19 protein-coding genes, 1 tRNA gene and 1 riboswitch are annotated in these 17,216 nt (G+C 42.7%); of the genes, 11 read left to right on the plus strand and 9 right to left on the minus strand.

Going from position 1 to position 17,216, the window contains the following annotated elements; all coding sequences use genetic code 11:
- Positions 1 to 5: 5 nt before the first annotated feature.
- From D1614_RS04800 to D1614_RS04825, 6 genes are all read left to right on the plus strand, one after another.
- Positions 6 to 221 carry a hypothetical protein gene (locus D1614_RS04800; RefSeq protein WP_119436756.1) on the plus strand — a complete coding sequence of 72 codons (216 nt, stop codon included), beginning with the start codon at positions 6 to 8 and terminating at the stop codon, positions 219 to 221.
- Positions 221 to 490: a type II toxin-antitoxin system RelE family toxin gene (locus D1614_RS04805; RefSeq protein ID WP_119436757.1), complete on the plus strand. Its 270-nt coding sequence runs from the start codon at positions 221 to 223 to the stop codon at positions 488 to 490. The genes D1614_RS04800 and D1614_RS04805 overlap by 1 nt, the downstream gene beginning before the upstream one ends.
- Positions 487 to 1,221 (plus strand): 1-(5-phosphoribosyl)-5-[(5-phosphoribosylamino)methylideneamino]imidazole-4-carboxamide isomerase, encoded by a 735-nt coding sequence (gene hisA, locus D1614_RS04810; protein ID WP_241558080.1) that lies wholly within the window; start codon positions 487 to 489, stop codon positions 1,219 to 1,221. Before D1614_RS04805 ends, hisA begins: the two co-directional genes overlap by 4 nt.
- Before the next feature lie 29 nt (positions 1,222 to 1,250).
- Positions 1,251 to 2,006: an imidazole glycerol phosphate synthase subunit HisF gene (gene hisF, locus D1614_RS04815; protein WP_119436759.1), complete on the plus strand. Its 756-nt coding sequence runs from the start codon at positions 1,251 to 1,253 to the stop codon at positions 2,004 to 2,006.
- A gap of 36 nt (positions 2,007 to 2,042) precedes the next feature.
- Positions 2,043 to 2,660 (plus strand): bifunctional phosphoribosyl-AMP cyclohydrolase/phosphoribosyl-ATP diphosphatase HisIE, encoded by a 618-nt coding sequence (hisIE, locus tag D1614_RS04820; RefSeq protein WP_119436760.1) that lies wholly within the window; start codon positions 2,043 to 2,045, stop codon positions 2,658 to 2,660.
- A 190-nt stretch (positions 2,661 to 2,850) separates the two neighbouring features.
- On the plus strand, positions 2,851 to 3,531 hold the full coding sequence (locus D1614_RS04825; protein WP_119436761.1) for a hypothetical protein: 681 nt from the start codon (positions 2,851 to 2,853) through the stop codon (positions 3,529 to 3,531).
- A gap of 84 nt (positions 3,532 to 3,615) precedes the next feature.
- Here the strand turns inward: D1614_RS04825 and queA are convergent, their stop codons facing one another.
- The 5 genes from queA to D1614_RS04850 all read right to left on the minus strand — a co-directional run bounded on the left by queA (position 3,616) and on the right by D1614_RS04850 (position 7,476).
- The gene (gene queA / locus D1614_RS04830; protein ID WP_119436762.1) at positions 3,616 to 4,665 is read right to left on the minus strand and encodes a tRNA preQ1(34) S-adenosylmethionine ribosyltransferase-isomerase QueA; all 1,050 of its coding nucleotides are present in this window, start codon (positions 4,663 to 4,665) and stop codon (positions 3,616 to 3,618) included.
- Between the two features lie 97 nt (positions 4,666 to 4,762).
- Positions 4,763 to 5,476, minus strand: coding sequence for a tRNA pseudouridine(55) synthase TruB (truB, locus tag D1614_RS04835; protein ID WP_119436763.1), 714 nt, complete (start codon positions 5,474 to 5,476; stop codon positions 4,763 to 4,765).
- A 46-nt stretch (positions 5,477 to 5,522) separates the two neighbouring features.
- Complete coding sequence (locus tag D1614_RS04840) at positions 5,523 to 6,302, minus strand: undecaprenyl-diphosphate phosphatase (protein WP_119436764.1); 780 nt, start codon at positions 6,300 to 6,302, stop codon at positions 5,523 to 5,525.
- Positions 6,303 to 6,310: 8 nt separating this feature from the next.
- Positions 6,311 to 6,568 carry a DUF3098 domain-containing protein gene (locus tag D1614_RS04845; RefSeq protein ID WP_119436765.1) on the minus strand — a complete coding sequence of 86 codons (258 nt, stop codon included), beginning with the start codon at positions 6,566 to 6,568 and terminating at the stop codon, positions 6,311 to 6,313.
- A 29-nt stretch (positions 6,569 to 6,597) separates the two neighbouring features.
- Positions 6,598 to 7,476 carry a cell division protein FtsX gene (locus D1614_RS04850; RefSeq protein ID WP_119436766.1) on the minus strand — a complete coding sequence of 293 codons (879 nt, stop codon included), beginning with the start codon at positions 7,474 to 7,476 and terminating at the stop codon, positions 6,598 to 6,600.
- 479 nt (positions 7,477 to 7,955) lie between these two features.
- On the opposite strand from D1614_RS04850, the gene rplM reads away from it, so the two are divergent.
- From rplM to tsf, 4 genes are all read left to right on the plus strand, one after another.
- Complete coding sequence (gene rplM, locus D1614_RS04855) at positions 7,956 to 8,408, plus strand: 50S ribosomal protein L13 (RefSeq protein ID WP_119436767.1); 453 nt, start codon at positions 7,956 to 7,958, stop codon at positions 8,406 to 8,408.
- Positions 8,409 to 8,413: 5 nt separating this feature from the next.
- A complete protein-coding gene (gene rpsI, locus D1614_RS04860) occupies positions 8,414 to 8,800 on the plus strand; it encodes a 30S ribosomal protein S9 (protein ID WP_119436768.1) in 387 nt (128 codons plus the stop codon).
- A 102-nt stretch (positions 8,801 to 8,902) separates the two neighbouring features.
- Positions 8,903 to 9,706 (plus strand): 30S ribosomal protein S2, encoded by an 804-nt coding sequence (gene rpsB / locus D1614_RS04865; RefSeq protein ID WP_119436769.1) that lies wholly within the window; start codon positions 8,903 to 8,905, stop codon positions 9,704 to 9,706.
- Positions 9,707 to 9,743: 37 nt separating this feature from the next.
- The gene (gene tsf / locus D1614_RS04870) at positions 9,744 to 10,568 is read left to right on the plus strand and encodes a translation elongation factor Ts (protein ID WP_119436770.1); all 825 of its coding nucleotides are present in this window, start codon (positions 9,744 to 9,746) and stop codon (positions 10,566 to 10,568) included.
- 130 nt (positions 10,569 to 10,698) lie between these two features.
- On the opposite strand, the gene D1614_RS04875 is transcribed toward tsf, so the two are convergent.
- Complete coding sequence (locus tag D1614_RS04875; RefSeq protein WP_119436771.1) at positions 10,699 to 12,465, minus strand: T9SS type A sorting domain-containing protein; 1,767 nt, start codon at positions 12,463 to 12,465, stop codon at positions 10,699 to 10,701.
- A gap of 803 nt (positions 12,466 to 13,268) precedes the next feature.
- Positions 13,269 to 13,364, plus strand: a riboswitch (SAM-I-IV-variant riboswitch).
- Positions 13,365 to 13,415: 51 nt separating this feature from the next.
- Between D1614_RS04875 and D1614_RS04880 the strand changes: the two genes are divergently transcribed.
- Positions 13,416 to 14,063, plus strand: a complete 648-nt coding sequence (locus D1614_RS04880) for a hypothetical protein (RefSeq protein ID WP_119436772.1) — start codon at positions 13,416 to 13,418, stop codon at positions 14,061 to 14,063.
- Positions 14,064 to 14,240: 177 nt separating this feature from the next.
- Here the strand turns inward: D1614_RS04880 and D1614_RS04885 are convergent.
- The 3 genes from D1614_RS04885 to lysS form a co-directional block, all read right to left on the minus strand.
- Positions 14,241 to 14,313, minus strand: a tRNA-Thr gene (locus D1614_RS04885).
- A gap of 115 nt (positions 14,314 to 14,428) precedes the next feature.
- On the minus strand, positions 14,429 to 14,794 hold the full coding sequence (locus D1614_RS04890) for a lipocalin family protein (protein ID WP_119436773.1): 366 nt from the start codon (positions 14,792 to 14,794) through the stop codon (positions 14,429 to 14,431).
- Positions 14,795 to 15,467: 673 nt separating this feature from the next.
- A complete protein-coding gene (gene lysS / locus D1614_RS04895) occupies positions 15,468 to 17,174 on the minus strand; it encodes a lysine--tRNA ligase (RefSeq protein WP_119436774.1) in 1,707 nt (568 codons plus the stop codon).
- Positions 17,175 to 17,216 lie beyond the last annotated feature (42 nt).

Here is a 17,216-nt window from a genome sequence, read left to right on the forward strand (position 1 = left end):
AAAGAATGAAGTCCATTACGATTGAAATATCAGACAAAGTGTACGATGCTTTTCGCGACTTGCTCCGGCGTTTGCCAAAGGGAAGCTTTCGTATTTACGATGAAGATCCGGATGGACTTACCGCCGAAGAGGAGAAAGCCTGGTATGCTGTACATGATAAATTAGAGAAAAAAGACCTTTCTGATTTTGACGACTGGGATGACGTGAAAGACACCCTTTGATGTACACCATTAAAATTCATAAAAAGGCAGTAAAATTTCTGAAATCACGAACTCCGCTCGAGAAAAAAATTATCAGAGAAAAACTGGAGTATTTGAAGGAAAATCCTTTTGTTCATCCACAACTGGATATTAAGAAGATGAAAGGAGAAGACAATCTTTTACGTCTTCGAATTGGGAGAATAAGGATTTTGTATAAAGTAGTTGAAGGAGAGTTACTGATTTTAGTGATATCGGCAGGAGCAAGAGGCGACGTTTATAAAAAGAAATGATGGATAAAAAAATAGAAATCATCCCGGCCATTGACCTGATAGAAGGGAAATGTGTGCGGCTTTCGCAGGGAGACTACAACCAGAAAACGGTGTACAACGAAAATCCCCTGGAGGTGGCGCAGATGTTTGAAGACGCCGGTATTTCGCGTTTGCACCTGGTAGATCTCGATGGGGCAAAAGCACAGCATATTGTGAACTACAAGGTGCTGGAAACCATTGCGACGAAAACAAACCTGGTAATCGACTTTGGTGGAGGATTAAAAGCCGACAAAGACCTGGAGATTGCCTTTAACTCGGGTGCTTCAATGGTTACCGGTGGAAGTATTGCCGTGAAGCAGAAAGAAACTTTTTTGATCTGGCTGGAAAAATACGGCTGCGAAAAAATTATCCTGGGAGCCGATGCAAAAGACGGCAAAATAGCGGTAAGTGGCTGGCTGGAGTCGACAGAACTTCCGGTTGTTGGGTTTATAAAAGAGTACCACCAGCAAGGCATTTCTAAAGTGATTTCGACCGATATCAGCCGCGACGGAATGCTGAGCGGACCGGCTTTTGATCTTTATGAGCAGATAATGAAGGAGCTCCCCAAAGTTGAAATTATAGCCAGCGGAGGCATCGCTTCCATGGACGATATATTAAAATTGGATGAAATGGGCGTGCCGGGCGTGATAACCGGTAAGGCAATCTACGAGAATCGGATAACTTTGAAGGAAATAGAACGGTTTATACTTTAAACTCTGAACCTTCTACTTTGAAATTAAGTATGCTGGCAAAAAGAATTATACCATGTTTGGATATCCGTAACGGGCAAACCGTTAAAGGGGTCAATTTTGTGAATATTCAGGAGGTGGGCGACCCCGTGGAGTTGGGAGCAAAATACGCTGCCGAAGGGGCCGATGAATTGTGTTTCCTGGATATTACAGCGACGCACGAAGGTCGAAAAACTTTTGTGGAACTGGTAAAACGTATTGCAGCACACCTGAATATCCCGTTTACAGTTGGTGGTGGAATCAGCGAACTGGCTGATGCCGAAAAATTATTAAGTGCAGGAGCTGATAAAATTTCGATCAACTCGTCAGCAGTGCGTAATCCGAAACTGATCGACGAGCTGGCTTTGAACTTTGGAAGCCAGTTTGTGGTAGTGGCGATCGATGCACGGGGCGACGAGAACGACCATTGGACTGTTACGGTTAACGGCGGTCGTATTCCAACCGACAAGGAGCTTTTTTCGTGGGCCAAAGAAGCGGAAGACCGCGGGGCAGGAGAGATTCTGTTCACCTCGATGAATCACGACGGAACCAAAAATGGTTTTGCCAATCAGCAGCTTTCGCGTATGGCCGACATGTTGAAGATCCCGATTATTGCGTCGGGAGGAGCAGGCAAAAAAGAGCATTTTGTAGATGTTTTTACCGAAGGGAAAGCGGATGCGGGCCTGGCAGCCAGTATTTTTCACTACAATGAAATACCGATTCCGGTGCTTAAGAAATATTTAAAAGAAAAAGGAATTGTGGTTCGTTAGGCTTACGATGCTTAACTTCGCAGTAAATATAAATCAATGAAGACGTTAACAGCAGTATCAGCTATCGATTTTAACAAAATGGACGGGCTTATTCCGGCCATTATTCAGGACGCCGAAACCCAAAAAGTTCTCATGCTGGGTTTTATGAACGAGGAGGCTCTTTCAAAGACAAAGGAAATAGGGAAAGTGACTTTTTTCAGCCGTACCAAAAATCGGTTATGGACCAAAGGTGAAGAATCGGGGAACTTCCTGAAAGTGGTTTCGATTGCCATTGACTGCGATAACGATACTTTACTTATAAAGGTAGATCCTGTTGGCCCGGTTTGCCATACCGGTGCTGATACCTGTTTTGAAGAAAGCAACACCGGAAACGAAATTCAGTTTTTGACCTATCTCCAGGATTTTATTGATAAGCGTAAGGCAGAAATGCCTGAAGGCTCTTACACCACTTCCTTGTTTCAGAAAGGAACGCGGAAAATTACCCAGAAAGTAGGGGAGGAAGCAGTGGAAACGATCATTGGGGCCATGGCCAACGACGATGAAAACTTTATTTACGAAGCAGGAGATCTGCTTTATCACCTTATTGTTCTGCTTACCCACAAAGGATACCGGATCGAAGACATCGTACGGGAATTAAAGAAAAGGCATAAATAAGCCTGCTGACACTACTCCCTGCGACTTGCTTTTAGGTATATATTAGGTGCCATATGTTCAAAAAAAGGTGTTGCGTAACTATGTTACGTAACATAGTTGCAAAACATTGAAAATAAAGGTTTTGTGATTTGGTGTAATTGTTTTGTAGTCCGTAGCTTTGTTATATCTACTAACTACAAAATAACTTTTTATGGAAACTCTAACCGTTTGCCCAACCAGTACGGCCACGATTTTAGCGTGTCAGAAAATTGCCCGAACCTTCAGGGAGAACATTTACGAACTAAGTATTTTGCGAAAAGAATGGGATCCTGAATACGCCACTTCGCTGAATATCTGGATCGATGATACGATCGAAAAACACTATTCCGATAGTCTGGATTCTATAGAAGACGAGCACTACAAGCATTGGCACGAGGTAATGGTGGAGGGTCTCCAGCATTTGAAAGTGCTTCGTGCTTCCATGAAAGTCGATTTTAAGAAAGACAAGGAGTTTCTGAGAGCGTTTTTTGAGAAGACTGGTTATACAGAGTATTTCAGCGATGCCAAAAACGGTGATCATTTCAGTCTTTATAAATTTCTGAAAACCTTTGCCGCCAATCTTGATGAAGAATCACGGCAGCGAATTACGGATAAGGGTACCATGGATTCATTGTTTGATAAAATCCTGGTTTGTGCCGGGCGTGTGGATGAGTGCGAAGATTGTTTTATGGCACTCGAGAGCGATGCAGAGCTCAATAAATACGGGAGAATGGAGGTTTCGAGCATTTATTCCGTGATTCAGGATATCTGCCGGATAGCCATTGCGTATTATCAGTTTGATCCGGACAAACGCTGTAAATTCACGTATTATAAAGTGTTGGTGAACTTGTAGAAGTTTCGGGAGCTTTGCGGCAACATAAAAAAGCCGCGATCCTGATGAACAGTCGCGGCTTGTATGTTTTTCCGGCAATGTTATTTAAATAATCAGCATTGCATCTCCGTATGTTCCAAAACGATAGTCTTCTTTAATGGCCGATTTGTAGGCTTCCATTACAAAATCGTAACCGCCAAAAGCTGCCACCATCATCAACAGTGTTGAGTAAGGAAGGTGGAAATTGGTGATCATCGAGTTAGCCACACTAAAATCGTAAGGCGGGAAAATAAATTTGTTGGTCCAACCTTCGTAAGGTTTTAAATGTCCCTGAGTTGAAACTGAACTTTCCAGGGTGCGCATTACAGTGGTTCCAACCGCACAAACATTTCGCTTGTTTTCTTTCGCATTGTTTACCACGTCGCAGGCTTCCTGGCGAATCCAGATCTGTTCTGAATCCATTTTATGTTTGGTAAGGTCTTCCACGTCCACGCTGCGGAAGTTGCCCAGTCCAACATGCAGTGTTACGTAGGCAAAATCAATTCCTTTTATCTCCAAACGTTTCATCAACTCGCGGCTAAAGTGCAGCCCGGCAGTTGGGGCAGCTACAGCACCTTCGTGTTTGGCAAAAATCGTTTGATACCTGTCTTTATCTTCAGGCTGAACCTGGCGATTGATAAACTTAGGCAGAGGTGTTTCGCCGAGACCGTAAAGTGCCTTTTTGAATTCATCGTAAGGACCGTCAAACAGGAAACGAAGCGTACGTCCGCGCGATGTTGTATTGTCTATCACTTCGGCTACCAGCAGATCGTCGTCGCCAAAGTACAACTTGTTACCGATACGGATTTTCCGGGCAGGATCAACCAACACATCCCAAAGACGTTGTTCGCGGTTGAGTTCGCGCAGCAAAAATACCTCGATTTCGGCACCGGTCTTTTCCTTGTTCCCATACAAACGCGCAGGGAAAACTTTGGTGTCATTGAAAATCATTACATCTTGATCATCAAAATAGTCAAGCACATCTTTGAACAAGCGATGTTCGATGGTCCGGGTAGCTCTGTTCAAAACCATCAGTTTTGACTCATCTCGATTGTCGGCCGGATGTAAGGCAATTCTTTCTGGATTCAGCTCATACTTGAATTTTGATAACTTCATATGCTTCTCTTTTTAAGTAATTCTTTTTTAAGTGATTGACAAAAATAGTACAGATAATTGGTTTTTTTATTCAGAGTTCCGTTATACGGCTGAAATTTCATTTTGATTCATCTAAAGTTAAATTTTCCAGAAAATAATTTACACTAAATGCATCATTCAAACCAAAATCTCCAATTCTTGTTCGCTCCAGAGCGGTTAAATAAGCCCCACAATTTAATTCTTTTCCTATATCCCGCGCCAGAGACCTAATGTAAGTCCCTTTGCCGCAGGTAACCCTCAAGTTTATGTAGGGTAAATCAAACTGCTCTGTTTTGATCTCTTTTATAACAATTTTTTTGGGTGGAAGTTCTAGCTCCTTTCCACTTCGGGCATAATCAAAAGCCCTCTTTCCCTTTACTTTAACAGCCGAAAATATGGGAGGTACCTGCTCGATCTCGCCAATGAATGTCTTTAACACTTCATTCAGCATTTCAGGAGTTACATGACTGTAGTCGGCCGAACTGTCTTCTTCGGTTTCCAAATCGAAAGAAGGAGTTGTGGCGCCTAGTTTAATGGTAGCCAGGTATTCTTTTTCCTGGTATTGAATTTCCTCTATTTTTTTTGTGGCCTTCCCGGTGCATAAAATCATTAGCCCGGTAGCCAACGGATCGAGTGTTCCGGCGTGCCCTACTTTTAGCTTCTTAATACCCAGTTTCCGGCAAAGTTCATAACGGACCTTGTTTACAAGATCAAACGAAGTCCATTTCAAATCTTTGTCAAACAATAAAATCTCTCCGGCAGGAAAGTCATATTTGTTTTTTAATTCGGGCATGCGTAATTCTCTGAATTTCAGAGCATTGGATTAAAGTTCTTGAAAATCAAGCTGCAAAGATAGCAATAAGTCCCATAAGCGCGCAATAAACGGCGAAATAAATCAGTTTGCCTCGTTTTACAATTTTGATCATCCAGGAGCAGGCCAGCAAGCCGGAACCAAAGGCTGCTATAAAACCAATTGCCAGGTTTTTGATGTTGACTTCTGATACAACCACGCCTTCTCTCAACAAGTCGTAACCCAATGCTCCAAGAATAGGTAGAAGTACCATCAGAAACGAAAAACGGGCGACATCTTCTTTCTTTCCTTTTAATAAGAGACCGATGGCAATGGTAGATCCACTGCGGGAGATACCGGGTAAAATGGCAAGTGTTTGCGCGATGCCAATTATGAATGCGTTTTTATAGGTGATTTCACCATCACTTTTCTTTACAAAGGTGGTGAGTGTAAGTAAGCCGGCAGTAACCAGCAGCATACAGCCCACTAGTAAAAGGTTACCGGTAAAAAGACCTTCGATTTGCTTCTTGAAAATGAGACCGATGATTACAATGGGAACCGAAGATAAAAGTAGCTTGGCAATGTACTGGGTTGATTGGTTCCATTTGAATGCAAACAGATCCCGGCATAAAACTTTTATGTCTTTTCGGAACACAACCAGTGTACTTAAAACGGTGGCAACGTGCACGACGAGCACAAACAACAGGTTGTTGCCTTCGTGTATTCCCAGCAAAGCATGCCCCATTTCAAGGTGTCCGCTTGAGCTGATAGGTAGAAATTCAGTAAGTCCCTGGATAATTCCGAGTAGAAGTGCCTGGAGTTCGTTCATCGGGCCGTTTATTCTTCCTCTTTGGGTTTTTTCATAATGGCGTAGATCTCAAAAACAAAACCGATGAAAAGAAGAATCGGTGCCAGTGTAATTCGGCGGAAGCTGAAAATTTCTTCACTAAAAACATTGGGATCATGACTGCCACCGCCGGCCATTAAAATAAAACCTAAAATAATGATGGCAAAGCCAATAGCCATTAATTTATAGTTCTCTTTTCCGAGGGCAAATCCCGCTGTATCTTTTGATTCTTTTGTTCTTTTAGCCATATTTCGGATAAATTGGTGCGTAAAGATAGTTAATAAAATAACTCGTCAAATTTCAATCGAAGGAATTTGTTGAGCGCAAGCCATGTCGATAAAAGGGAGATAATAAAGCCTAGTGCAAAAACAATGGCCACAACATATAGAACAACCTTCAGGTCGTTTTCTGAAATAATTCCGTAAAGTTCTTTTTTGTAGGTGTAAATCCCGGTCAGTAAAATAATATTGGCAAGCAGTGCGCCAACGGCTCCCAAGCCAATGCTTCTTTTCAGAAAAGGTTTTCGGATGTAATTTCTGCTGGCGCCAACCATTTGCATGGTATTAATTATAAAGCGCTGCGAATAGATCAGCAGGCGAATGGTATTGTTGATCAGCCCGAAAAAAATAAAGGTAAGCAGTGAGCTTACAATCAGGATGATCAGACTTATTTTTTGAACATTGTCATTGATTAACGTGACCAGGTTTTTCTGGTAGTAAACTTCGGTTACCTGCGGATAGTCGAGGAACTTCTGCTCCAGCATAACCAGGCTGTCGTTTTGGGTGTACGGCGCATAGAGTTTTACGTCGAGCGACGCAAAAAGCGGGTTGTAGCCCAGAAATCCGGAGAAATCTTCGCCCAATTGCCGGGTTAATTCTTTGGCTGCTTCTTCTTTGTTAATAAACCGGGTTGATTTTACGTATTCGCTGGCATTGAGTGCCTTCTGAAGACGAAGAACCTCGGTTTCCTTCAGGTTGTCTTTCAATACCAGGGTGAACCCGATTTGCTCGCGCACATATTCCGATAAACGGCGGGTGTTCAACAATATTAAGCTTAGCAGGCCCATCAACACCAAAACCAGTGTAATGCTTACCAGTGAAGTCATCCACGAGTTCATAAATCGCTTTTTTAATTTTCCGGGTCTTTGCTTTTTCATGCTTATCCGTTCATCTGCAGGTCAACAAATGTAAGTAAATTAAAGGGCTGTTTCGGAAATGTTGCCCGGTTTTATTCACATTCTACTTGTTGCTTCGCGTTTTTTATTTAGAAGATAACGGTCAAAAAACAAGAAGATTATTCGGTAGCGAATTTACTTAGGTTCGAACATTGAGCCCAGTTGATTTTCCTGTATTTCTTCGTAGAAAGAAGGGCGTTTTAATATTTTGAAAATCAATTGAAGCGCGTTTATGTTAATTTTATACGAAACGATGCTAAGTGCATGAAAATTTGACATTTATTTCTTTGCATTTCCGAAAAAAGAAAATACTTTTGCAGTCCCGATTATTATCCTTATTTATAAGGAGTGTAAGTAATTGATTTTCTTGATGTAAGTGCTGTTGTCGAAAAATTCCGTTGAGACAACCAGTTTAGCTGAGGGGAGGTCAGAAGTGTAGAATACAAAAAAAGAAGTTTAAAGTGGACACACTTAGCTATAAAACAATTTCGGCGAATAAAGAAACCGTTAACAAAGAGTGGGTTCTTATTGATGCTGAAGGACTTGTTTTGGGGCGTTTGGCCAGTGAAGTGGCAAAAATGCTAAGAGGTAAAAACAAGCCGAATTTTACTCCGCACGTTGACTGTGGGGATAACGTAATCGTGATCAATGCTGAAAAAGTTGTATTGACTGGTAAAAAAATGAGCGACAAGCAATACGTACGTCACTCAGGTTACCCGGGCGGACAGCGTTTTCAAAATCCTCTGGAAATTCTTGCGAAATATCCGGAGCGCCTAGTGGAAAAAGCCGTAAAAGGTATGTTGCCTAAAAACAAACTGGGCCGCAAACTGTACGGTAACTTGCATGTAGTTATTGGTGCTGAACACAAGTACGCTGCGCAGCAACCAAAAATTGTTGATTTAAAAACTAAATAAACAAGATGGAAGTAATTAATTCATTAGGACGTAGAAAAACAGCAGTTGCGCGTATTTACGTTAGCGAAGGTAAAGGAAACATTACCATCAACAAAAGGGAACTGAAAGAATACTTCCCGTCAGAAATTCTGCAGTACATCGTATTGCAACCGCTGAACTTGCTTCAGGTTTCTGAAAAATACGATATCAAAGTGAACCTTGATGGCGGTGGCCCAAAAGGACAGGCAGAAGCGCTGCGTTTGGCTATCACCCGTGCTTTAATGGAAATTGATCCTGAGTCAAGACCACAACTGAAAGCTGCCGGATTTGTAACAAGGGATCCGCGCGAAGTGGAACGTAAGAAACCAGGTCAGCCAAAAGCAAGAAAACGGTTCCAGTTCTCAAAACGTTAATATTTATATTATTATTCACTTATATGGATCTAAAACGGCTGAGATCTCCGAGGTTTCGGGGCTACCCAGCGGTTGCTTTTAGAACATAGAAAAAGTAAACAGATGCCAAGAACAAATTTTCAAGAATTATTGGAAGCAGGTGCGCATTTTGGTCACCTGAAAAGAAAGTGGAATCCCAACATGGAGCCTTATATCTTCATGGAGAAAAACGGAATCCACATCATCGATCTGCAAAAAACAGTAGTTAAAATTGATGAAGCAGCGGCTGCCATTAAGCAAATTGCAAAATCGGGCCGTAAAGTTTTGTTTGTTGCTACTAAAAAGCAAGCCAAAGAACTGGTTTCAGATTTAGTAAAAGCGGTAGGAATGCCTTACGTTACTGAACGCTGGCCCGGTGGTATGCTTACCAACTTCCCAACCATCCGCAAAGCGGTGAAAAAAATGATCTCCATCGACAAAATGACGAAGGACACCAGTTGGGATAACCTTTCGAAACGTGAAAAACTGCAGATCACAAGGCAGCGTGCCAAATTGGAGAAAATGTTGGGTTCAATTTCTGACCTTACCCGTTTGCCAGCAGCCCTTTTTGTTGTTGACGTATTGAAAGAAAAAATCGCTGTTCGTGAAGCTCAGAAACTGGGAATCCCCGTATTTGCGATTGTTGATACCAACTCGAACCCTGAAGATGTTGACTTTGTAATTCCTGCCAACGACGATGCTTCCCAGTCAATTAAATTGATTGTTGGAGCTATGTGCGACGCCATTCGTGAAGGATTGGGCGAACGCAAAGTTGAGAAGGAGAAAGAAGACGCAGATGGCGCTTCCGGTAAAAAAGCAGGGAAAGCTGTTAGCGAAGATTCGGACGACGAAGACGTTGATGACGAAGAAACATCTGACGACGAGTAAGGTTAACATTCTATAAACTTTAAAAAGATTTTATCATATGTCTTTTACAACAGCTGACGTAGTTAAACTGCGTAAAGTATCTGGTGCAGGGATGATGGATTGCAAAAATGCCCTGGCTGAAGCCGACGGTAACTTTGAAAGAGCACTCGAAATTATCCGCGAAAAAGGAAAACTGATTGCTAACAAACGTGCAGACCGCGACGCTGCTGAAGGTGTTGCGCTGGCGAAAGTTACTGAAGATGGCAAATTCGGTGCATTGGTTGTACTGAACTGCGAAACCGACTTCGTAGCTAAGAACGAAAGCTTTGTTGCATTCGCTGAGAAAATTCTGAATGCAGCGCTTGAAAATAAAGTTGAAAGCCTGGAAGCTCTGAAAGCCATTGAGCTTGACGGAACTGCCATTGAAACATTGGTGACTGAACAAACCGGTGTAACAGGCGAAAAACTGGAACTTTCGTACTATAAATGTTTGAGCGATGCAGCTGTAGTTGGTTATATCCACCCCGGAAATAAGCTGGCTACAATGGTAAGTTTCAACAAAGAAGTGGAAGCTCAGGTAGGAAAAGATGTGGCTATGCAGGTAGCAGCTATGTCTCCGCTTGCAGTTGACGAGTCGTCTATTCCACAGGCTGAAATCGATAAGGAACTTGCTTTTGCTAAGGAAAAATACCGTAACGAAGGTAAACCTGAAGAAATGATCGAAAAGATCGCTATGGGTTCACTGAACAAATGGTACAAAGACGTAACGCTTTTGAACCAGACTTACGTGAAAGATGGAAAAATCTCCATCAAAGATTTCCTGAAGCAAAACGATGCTGAATTGACAGTAACAGCTTTTGACCGTTATTCGTTGAATGCCTAATCCGAAGCTAAAGAAATAAATAAAAGGGTTGTCGTTTGACAGCCCTTTTTTTGTGCTTCTCTTTTGGAATAATAGAAAGCCTCCCGCCATGTGGCGAAAGGCTTTTAGCTTTATGCTGTTTGAAGTTTGCCTAGCGATTTAACACCAGGCGTTGTACGTTGTTTACTTTTCCGTCCTGGATCAATCGTACCAGGTAAATACCGGTTGTGGCTTTGGCGCCGTTGGCTTTGTCTCCTTTCCAGACAAACTTATGGGTGCCTTCCTGGAATTCTCCATTGGCGAGTATCTTGATCTCCTGGCCAAACAGGTTGTAGATGCTCAGATTAATGTTGGTATTCTGTTCCAGTTTAAATTCTATTTTTGTTTGGGTGCTGAATGGATTGGGATAAATGTCAAACGCCGTTTTTTCTTCCGGGATAATATCCACGGTCGTTTTGGAGTCGGCCGATTTTACAACGATTGTACTGAAATGTTCAATGGAAGCATAGATTCGGTTCCGGGCTGTATCAACCACGGCAATCTCATCGTCTACCGAAACAAAGCCGGTATTTTCGGCAAAGAAAACGTCCAGATTCATCGGATCAATACCCAGCGAATCGAGTAAATCCTGCTTGTAAACCAGTTTTAACTCAACAGGAATATTAAACCAGTATGGCTCAACAATGGTATCAGAACCTGCCGGCACAACACTGAATTTTACGCCTGTAATAACGCCTTCGCTAAATTCAACCTCAGTGCTGTCTTCGTTCATCTCGGCGTATTTCTCCGGGATGAACATGTAGATATCGATGTCTTCGCTAATACAGCCAAACGGGAAATGTAACATCCCGGCATTCAGGATATTCAGTGGATAGGGAAGGCCGCCGATTTTATAGGATTCTCCTTCTTTGAAATACTTGGGATGTAGTTCGTTTCCGTTAGGCAGAACGCGCCTTATTGAGATGGTGTTTACCTCCAGGTCAACCGTAGAGTCAACAACCAGTAACTCAACCGAAGCTTCAAAATTGGAGTAATTGGCAGTTACCAGTGTCATTCCGGTTTCGCCTGATAATGTAAGCAGACCGTCTTGATCAATTTTGGCCACGGTGGTGTCCGTTACACTCCAGTTGTAGGTCGCATTCTGGTGCTTGTTGCCGTTTGTTTTGTATGTTGCCGAATATTGAATAGGGGCGTGTCCTACATAAACCATCATGTCGTCCGGGCTGATGGTGAGTTGTTTTCCCTTGTTGTTTTGTTTGTCTTTTTCCTTTTGGATTTTTTCCTTTTTGTCACGTGTTTCGTACACCGTAATTTTGGCGGTATCGGCTAAATCGCCCAGGCGGGCAATGATAATTCCTTTTCCCGGTGCTTCGGCTGAATAAAGCAGGTTAGGAACCGAGTCCGAAAACATACCAACTTCCATTGGTTCCACCCACCATTCAAAAGTGGTGTCGATTTTTACTCCGGTGGAATCGATGTAAAATGCCCGAAGCTCGACCGAATCACTGATTTCAACGCGGATATTATCCGGAACAATTTTGATTTTGGGATATTCGTCCTCCATCATTCCATCGTCGTCATCAGGTTTTGGAGTACCTGTTACCGTCAGCATTACGGTATCCCGGAGGTCTTTGTATTTGGCAATCAAATAACCTTCGCCGGGGTGGTTGGCTACTAATTTCCCGTTCCTGTCAACTTTTCCCAGGTAGCCGGGTTCGGTGATCCATCCAATTTTAGCATCCGAAACCAGGTTTCCGTTGCCGTCGGTATATTCGGCTGTAACAAGGGTGTCACCCTGCGGGGCCAGGATAATGTCTCCAACGGTAATTACCAGGGATTCCTGGCTTTGGGCTGCGAAGCTTAAAAGTAAAGCCGCAGCGATTAACAGGGGTTTTGTTGATGAGTAAAATTTCTTCATACGTTTTTTTCTTAGTGGGAATTCATAAAATTTGCTCCTTAGCCGGAAGGCTGCCGGAGCTGGTTTAAAAGAATAAAGCCTGGTCAATTGCTTCCAACAGTATCAGAAAGGTGTATCTCAGTCAAAAAATGCTATTCAATTTACTGAATGTCAGCATAAAAAGCAAGTGAATGCTGGTTTTATCCGGCACCATTGGCAATCAAAAAAGCTATATAAATTATTTGCGTCCTTCTTAGTAATATTCGGAAATTGGCTAAAAGGTAATCTTTGGGTGGCCTTGTTTTGCTGCTCTGATGAAGGTTTCGGATCATAAATACCGGAGAGTGATGTCTGATTTTTCTCTTAAAAGGAACCTATCGGGATATGTTCTTCGTATAAGCCAGTACGATAAAACACTAAAAAAGAAATTGTGATGAATGGTTGGGAAAACCTGAGCGTTAATAAGAGCCCGGTTTTTAAGCCGGATGGAAAACGTTTAAAAGTTAAAAGTCATGGGAGCACTTATCGCATACGGTGTCCTGATGGTGATTGTGATTGCAGTAGTGTTGTATTTGAGCTATCAGGATGTAAAACATGATGGATGAAAAAGTGTTGGGTTCGATGAATCAGAGATATTTTCCTTTTTTGTCGCTTGGGGTAGTAAGTCTCAGAAAGGGAAGGTCTGCGTTCTTTCGATTTCTTTATTATAAAAGGAATTCCAGTTAAAAATCTGCTTAGATATTTTACTTAGAGAAATCCCCATCCAAAGCATTGCATAAAATGGTGATTTGCAACTGCTGAAATTGATTTAAATATTATCTTCGAATCAACATCAAGAGAACAGTGAATACTGTCACCAACCGAGTGGGCAACACAACGGTGGTTTAGTATGTGGACGGTCGTCAAAATAAAATGCATCCATCCCAAGGTTTTCGAGGTGTTTATAGTTATTCATCAAAAACATTGTTACTATGAACGCATCAGTACAAAAAGAAGGTTTCGACCTTTCATCCCGCCATGACTTTGGCAATCCCAGTGAGTATCTCGATCAGTGTAAACTGGTAGTGTCCTATTATCTCTTCATCGGAATCGACACGATAACACAATCAGTACACTACCTCGAAACAGAGGATGGCTATCTTCAAATCATTGGGAAGACTGATTTTACCTGTCCAGCTATCATCGCCCAGTTTAAAAGATCAATTCAACCTGTCAAGGTTCAGATTATGGAAATACTGAAGGACTATATCAAGAACTCCAGATTTGCCATAGGCTTTCCAACGAATGCAATACAGAACGGACTTGTCACTAAAGAAGAGTTTGATTCGTTAATTGCTGACCTCATCGCTGAATTTGAGCGTAACGAAGCAGCAGCATTGCAAAATCCTCCTCCACTCACTGAACTGTTCAAAGAATATGGGTTAGAGCCTCATCCCAACGAGAATGGAGTTGACCAGTGGCTTGCAAGCTGTCCCCGATGTCGCAAATTTCACATTTACTTCTCGAATAAAAGCCTCCGCTGGGGATGCACCTACTGTGGCTTTCATGGTGAAGGAGAAGAAGAGTTTCGAGATGCAATGAAAATAATCAAAGAAGGTTCCTCCAAGAATGGGAAGTAGGCGACGAAAATTTTAATTGCAGGTTGTATTAATTGCAGCTATTTTATAGGTTTGAAATAATATTATTAACCGGAAATGTTTCGCAAATGTTTCTCGCTTTGAGAAGTAAAAAGTTCTCTGATTGGTGTAAGGTGTTGGTTGTGAGTATTTAGGGAGTTTGTTCTCCTCCCGTTCGTGAGCCTCTCACGGGACTCGAACCCGCGACCTGCTCATTACGAATGAGCTGCTCTACCAGCTGAGCTAAAGAGGCTTAATGATGTACGAAGTAAGCAATTTAAGCGAGAATTTACAACAGAAAATCGGTGCATTTTTATCAAAAATGGTACTTTACATTTAGGCGACAAACCCGAGGCTTCGCAAAACTTTTATTTACGTGTAAATACTATTTTTTCGCCGTCTTCCGTGATGGTGAGCGTATTCCCGGAAACCGAGAAAGAAAGAACCGTAACTTCTCCGCTTTCGGTGAGTGTAAGTGTGGAGCCGTTGGTGCTGTAAGTAAAGCTGGTTGTTTCACTTTCTGTTTCCCCCTCAATAACCATCACTAGTTTTGAGGTTCCGGTGTGGTTGGCGTTAAAGGTCATGGTAACTGTCATCGAGAATCCTTCCCACGATTCAACATGTTCCCAGGTCCCAAGAATTGAATCATCCGAGGAATCGTCTTTGTCGCATGCCGGGAGGCTGATCAGTACAAAAAGCATCGTAATGATGGCAAAAAAACGCAGCTGGTTCATGATTTTAGGATTTTGTTTTGCCTACTCTTATCGATTTTGGGCTTACTCGGATAGTATTTGCGTTCAAATAATCTTCCGGAGAATTTCACAATGGAGGCTTTATACCGGGCGCTGGATTAAACGTGCACTACAAGTTACAACAAATTTATGACCAGAGGATAGCCATTTGCAGGCCTTCTGCACAAAGGCTTTTGGGGGTTTTTGCGAAAGCATATAAACAGCAGGTGTTTGATAAGTTTCTTGAATACAGATGCTTGTGTTGGTTGTTTCGTAGTAATTTAAAACAGAAATAACCGGCACCGGTCATAAAGTGTCGGACAAAACTTAGAATTATGGTAGCAATTATTACTTATGCAATTCTTTTGCTGATGGTGGTTTCTGTGATGATGTATCTAAGTTACCGGGATCTGAAGCAAAATCGTTAACGTAGTTAGCGAATTACTGAAAATCCCCCGAGGATGGATTGAGGCGCACTGCTCAGTCAAGGAAAGTTTACCCTCGTATTTCCCGGAAGAACCATGCTTTTCAAAGATTAAATATTCAATATAAAACTCCCAATTTTCAATAACCAGAAATTGAAAATTGATTATTGATCATTGGAACTTTCCCGGATAAAAAAAAAGCCCCTCCATCAGTTGATGAAGAGGCCCTGCTATTATCTGGTTTTATTTGTCTATAGCAATGAAACGGTTAATCCGGCATCAGCATTCTCTACTTTTGCCACTTTTTTGCTGGTCAGTCCTTTAATGGCTTTGTCCCATTTTTTGTTGCTGAGTTCCGATTTCGCTTTTAAGTCGTTCAGATCGATTGGTGAAGTTTCTTTCAGCAGTTCGAATACCACTTTTTCGTCTTCCGACAATTCCACGGCTTTTTTCTCCGGCTTCATTTGCGGGAAGAACAACACATCCTGGATCGACGGACTATTGGTCATAAACATAGTCAAACGGTCCATCCCAATGCCCATTCCCGATGTGGGAGGCATGCCGTACTCCAGCGCACGCAGGAAGTCCTGGTCGATAAACATCGCTTCGTCGTCGCCTTTTTCCGAAAGTTTCAGCTGGTCTTCAAAACGTTCGCGCTGGTCGATCGGGTCGTTCAGCTCAGAGTAAGCATTGGCCAGCTCTTTTCCGTTTACCATCAGCTCAAAACGTTCGGTCAGTTCAGGGTTGTCGCGGTGTTTTTTGGTAAGCGGCGACATTTCAACCGGATAGTCGGTTATAAATGTCGGCTGAATGTAATTGTGCTCACATTTTTCGCCAAAGATCTCGTCGATCAGTTTTCCTTTCCCCATTGTCTCGTCGGTTTCAAGGCCGAGTTTGTCGCAAATCTCGCGCAGCTCAGCTTCCGATTTTCCGGAGATATCGTAACCTGTATGTTCTTTAATCGCGTCAGTCATGGTCACACGTGGGAACGGAGCTTTGTAGTCGATAATATGCTCGCCCAGCTGAACTTTGGTTGTTCCGTGCAAGGCCAGCGCTACACGTTCGCAAATCTCCTCGGTAAACTCCATCATCCACTTGTAGTCTTTGTAAGCCACGTAAATTTCCATTACGGTAAATTCCGGGTTGTGAGTGCGGTCCATCCCTTCGTTGCGGAAGTCTTTTGCAAACTCGTAAACGCCTTCAAAGCCACCTACAATCAGTCGTTTCAGGTAAAGCTCGTTGGCAATACGCATGTACAAAGGCATGTTCAGCGCGTTGTGGTGCGTAATAAACGGACGGGCAGCAGCGCCTCCCGGAATCGGCTGCAAAATCGGCGTTTCCACTTCGTGGTAGCCGTATTCGTTGAACATCTGGCGCATGGTGTTGTAGATCTTTGTACGTTTTACAAAGGTGTCTTTCACCTGCGGATTCACGATCAGGTCGACATAGCGCTGCCGGTAACGCTGTTCCGGATCGGTAAATGCGTCAAACGTTTTTCCTTCTTTTTCTTTAACCACCGGAAGCGGCCGCAACGATTTGCTTAGCACGGTAAGCTCTTTTACATGAACAGTAAGTTCGCCCATCTGCGTAATAAAAGCAAAGCCTTTTACGCCGATGATGTCACCAATATCAAGCAGCTTTTTGAATACCTCGTTGTACAGGGTTTTGTCTTCTCCTGTGCAAATCTCATCGCGGTTTATGTAAATCTGAATACGCCCTTCCTGATCCTGGATTTCGGCAAAGGCTGCTTTTCCCATGATGCGGCGGCTCATCAGTCGTCCTGCGATCACAACATCCTGGAAATTATTGTCTTCTTCCTTGTAGTTATTTTTTATAGCGGCAGAAGTAGCGTTTACATGATACTGGGCTGCAGGGTAGGGTTCAATCCCCAGTTCCCGCATTTTTTGCAACGAATTTCTTCTGATTAACTCCTGTTCGCTTAATTCCTGATGACTCATTTTATAATCTGTTTTTGGTTCCCCTTCTGCCGGAAAATTCAA

Origin of the sequence: Maribellus luteus, assembly GCF_003576475.1 — a bacterium.
Taxonomy (GTDB): domain Bacteria; phylum Bacteroidota; class Bacteroidia; order Bacteroidales; family Prolixibacteraceae; genus Draconibacterium; species Draconibacterium luteum.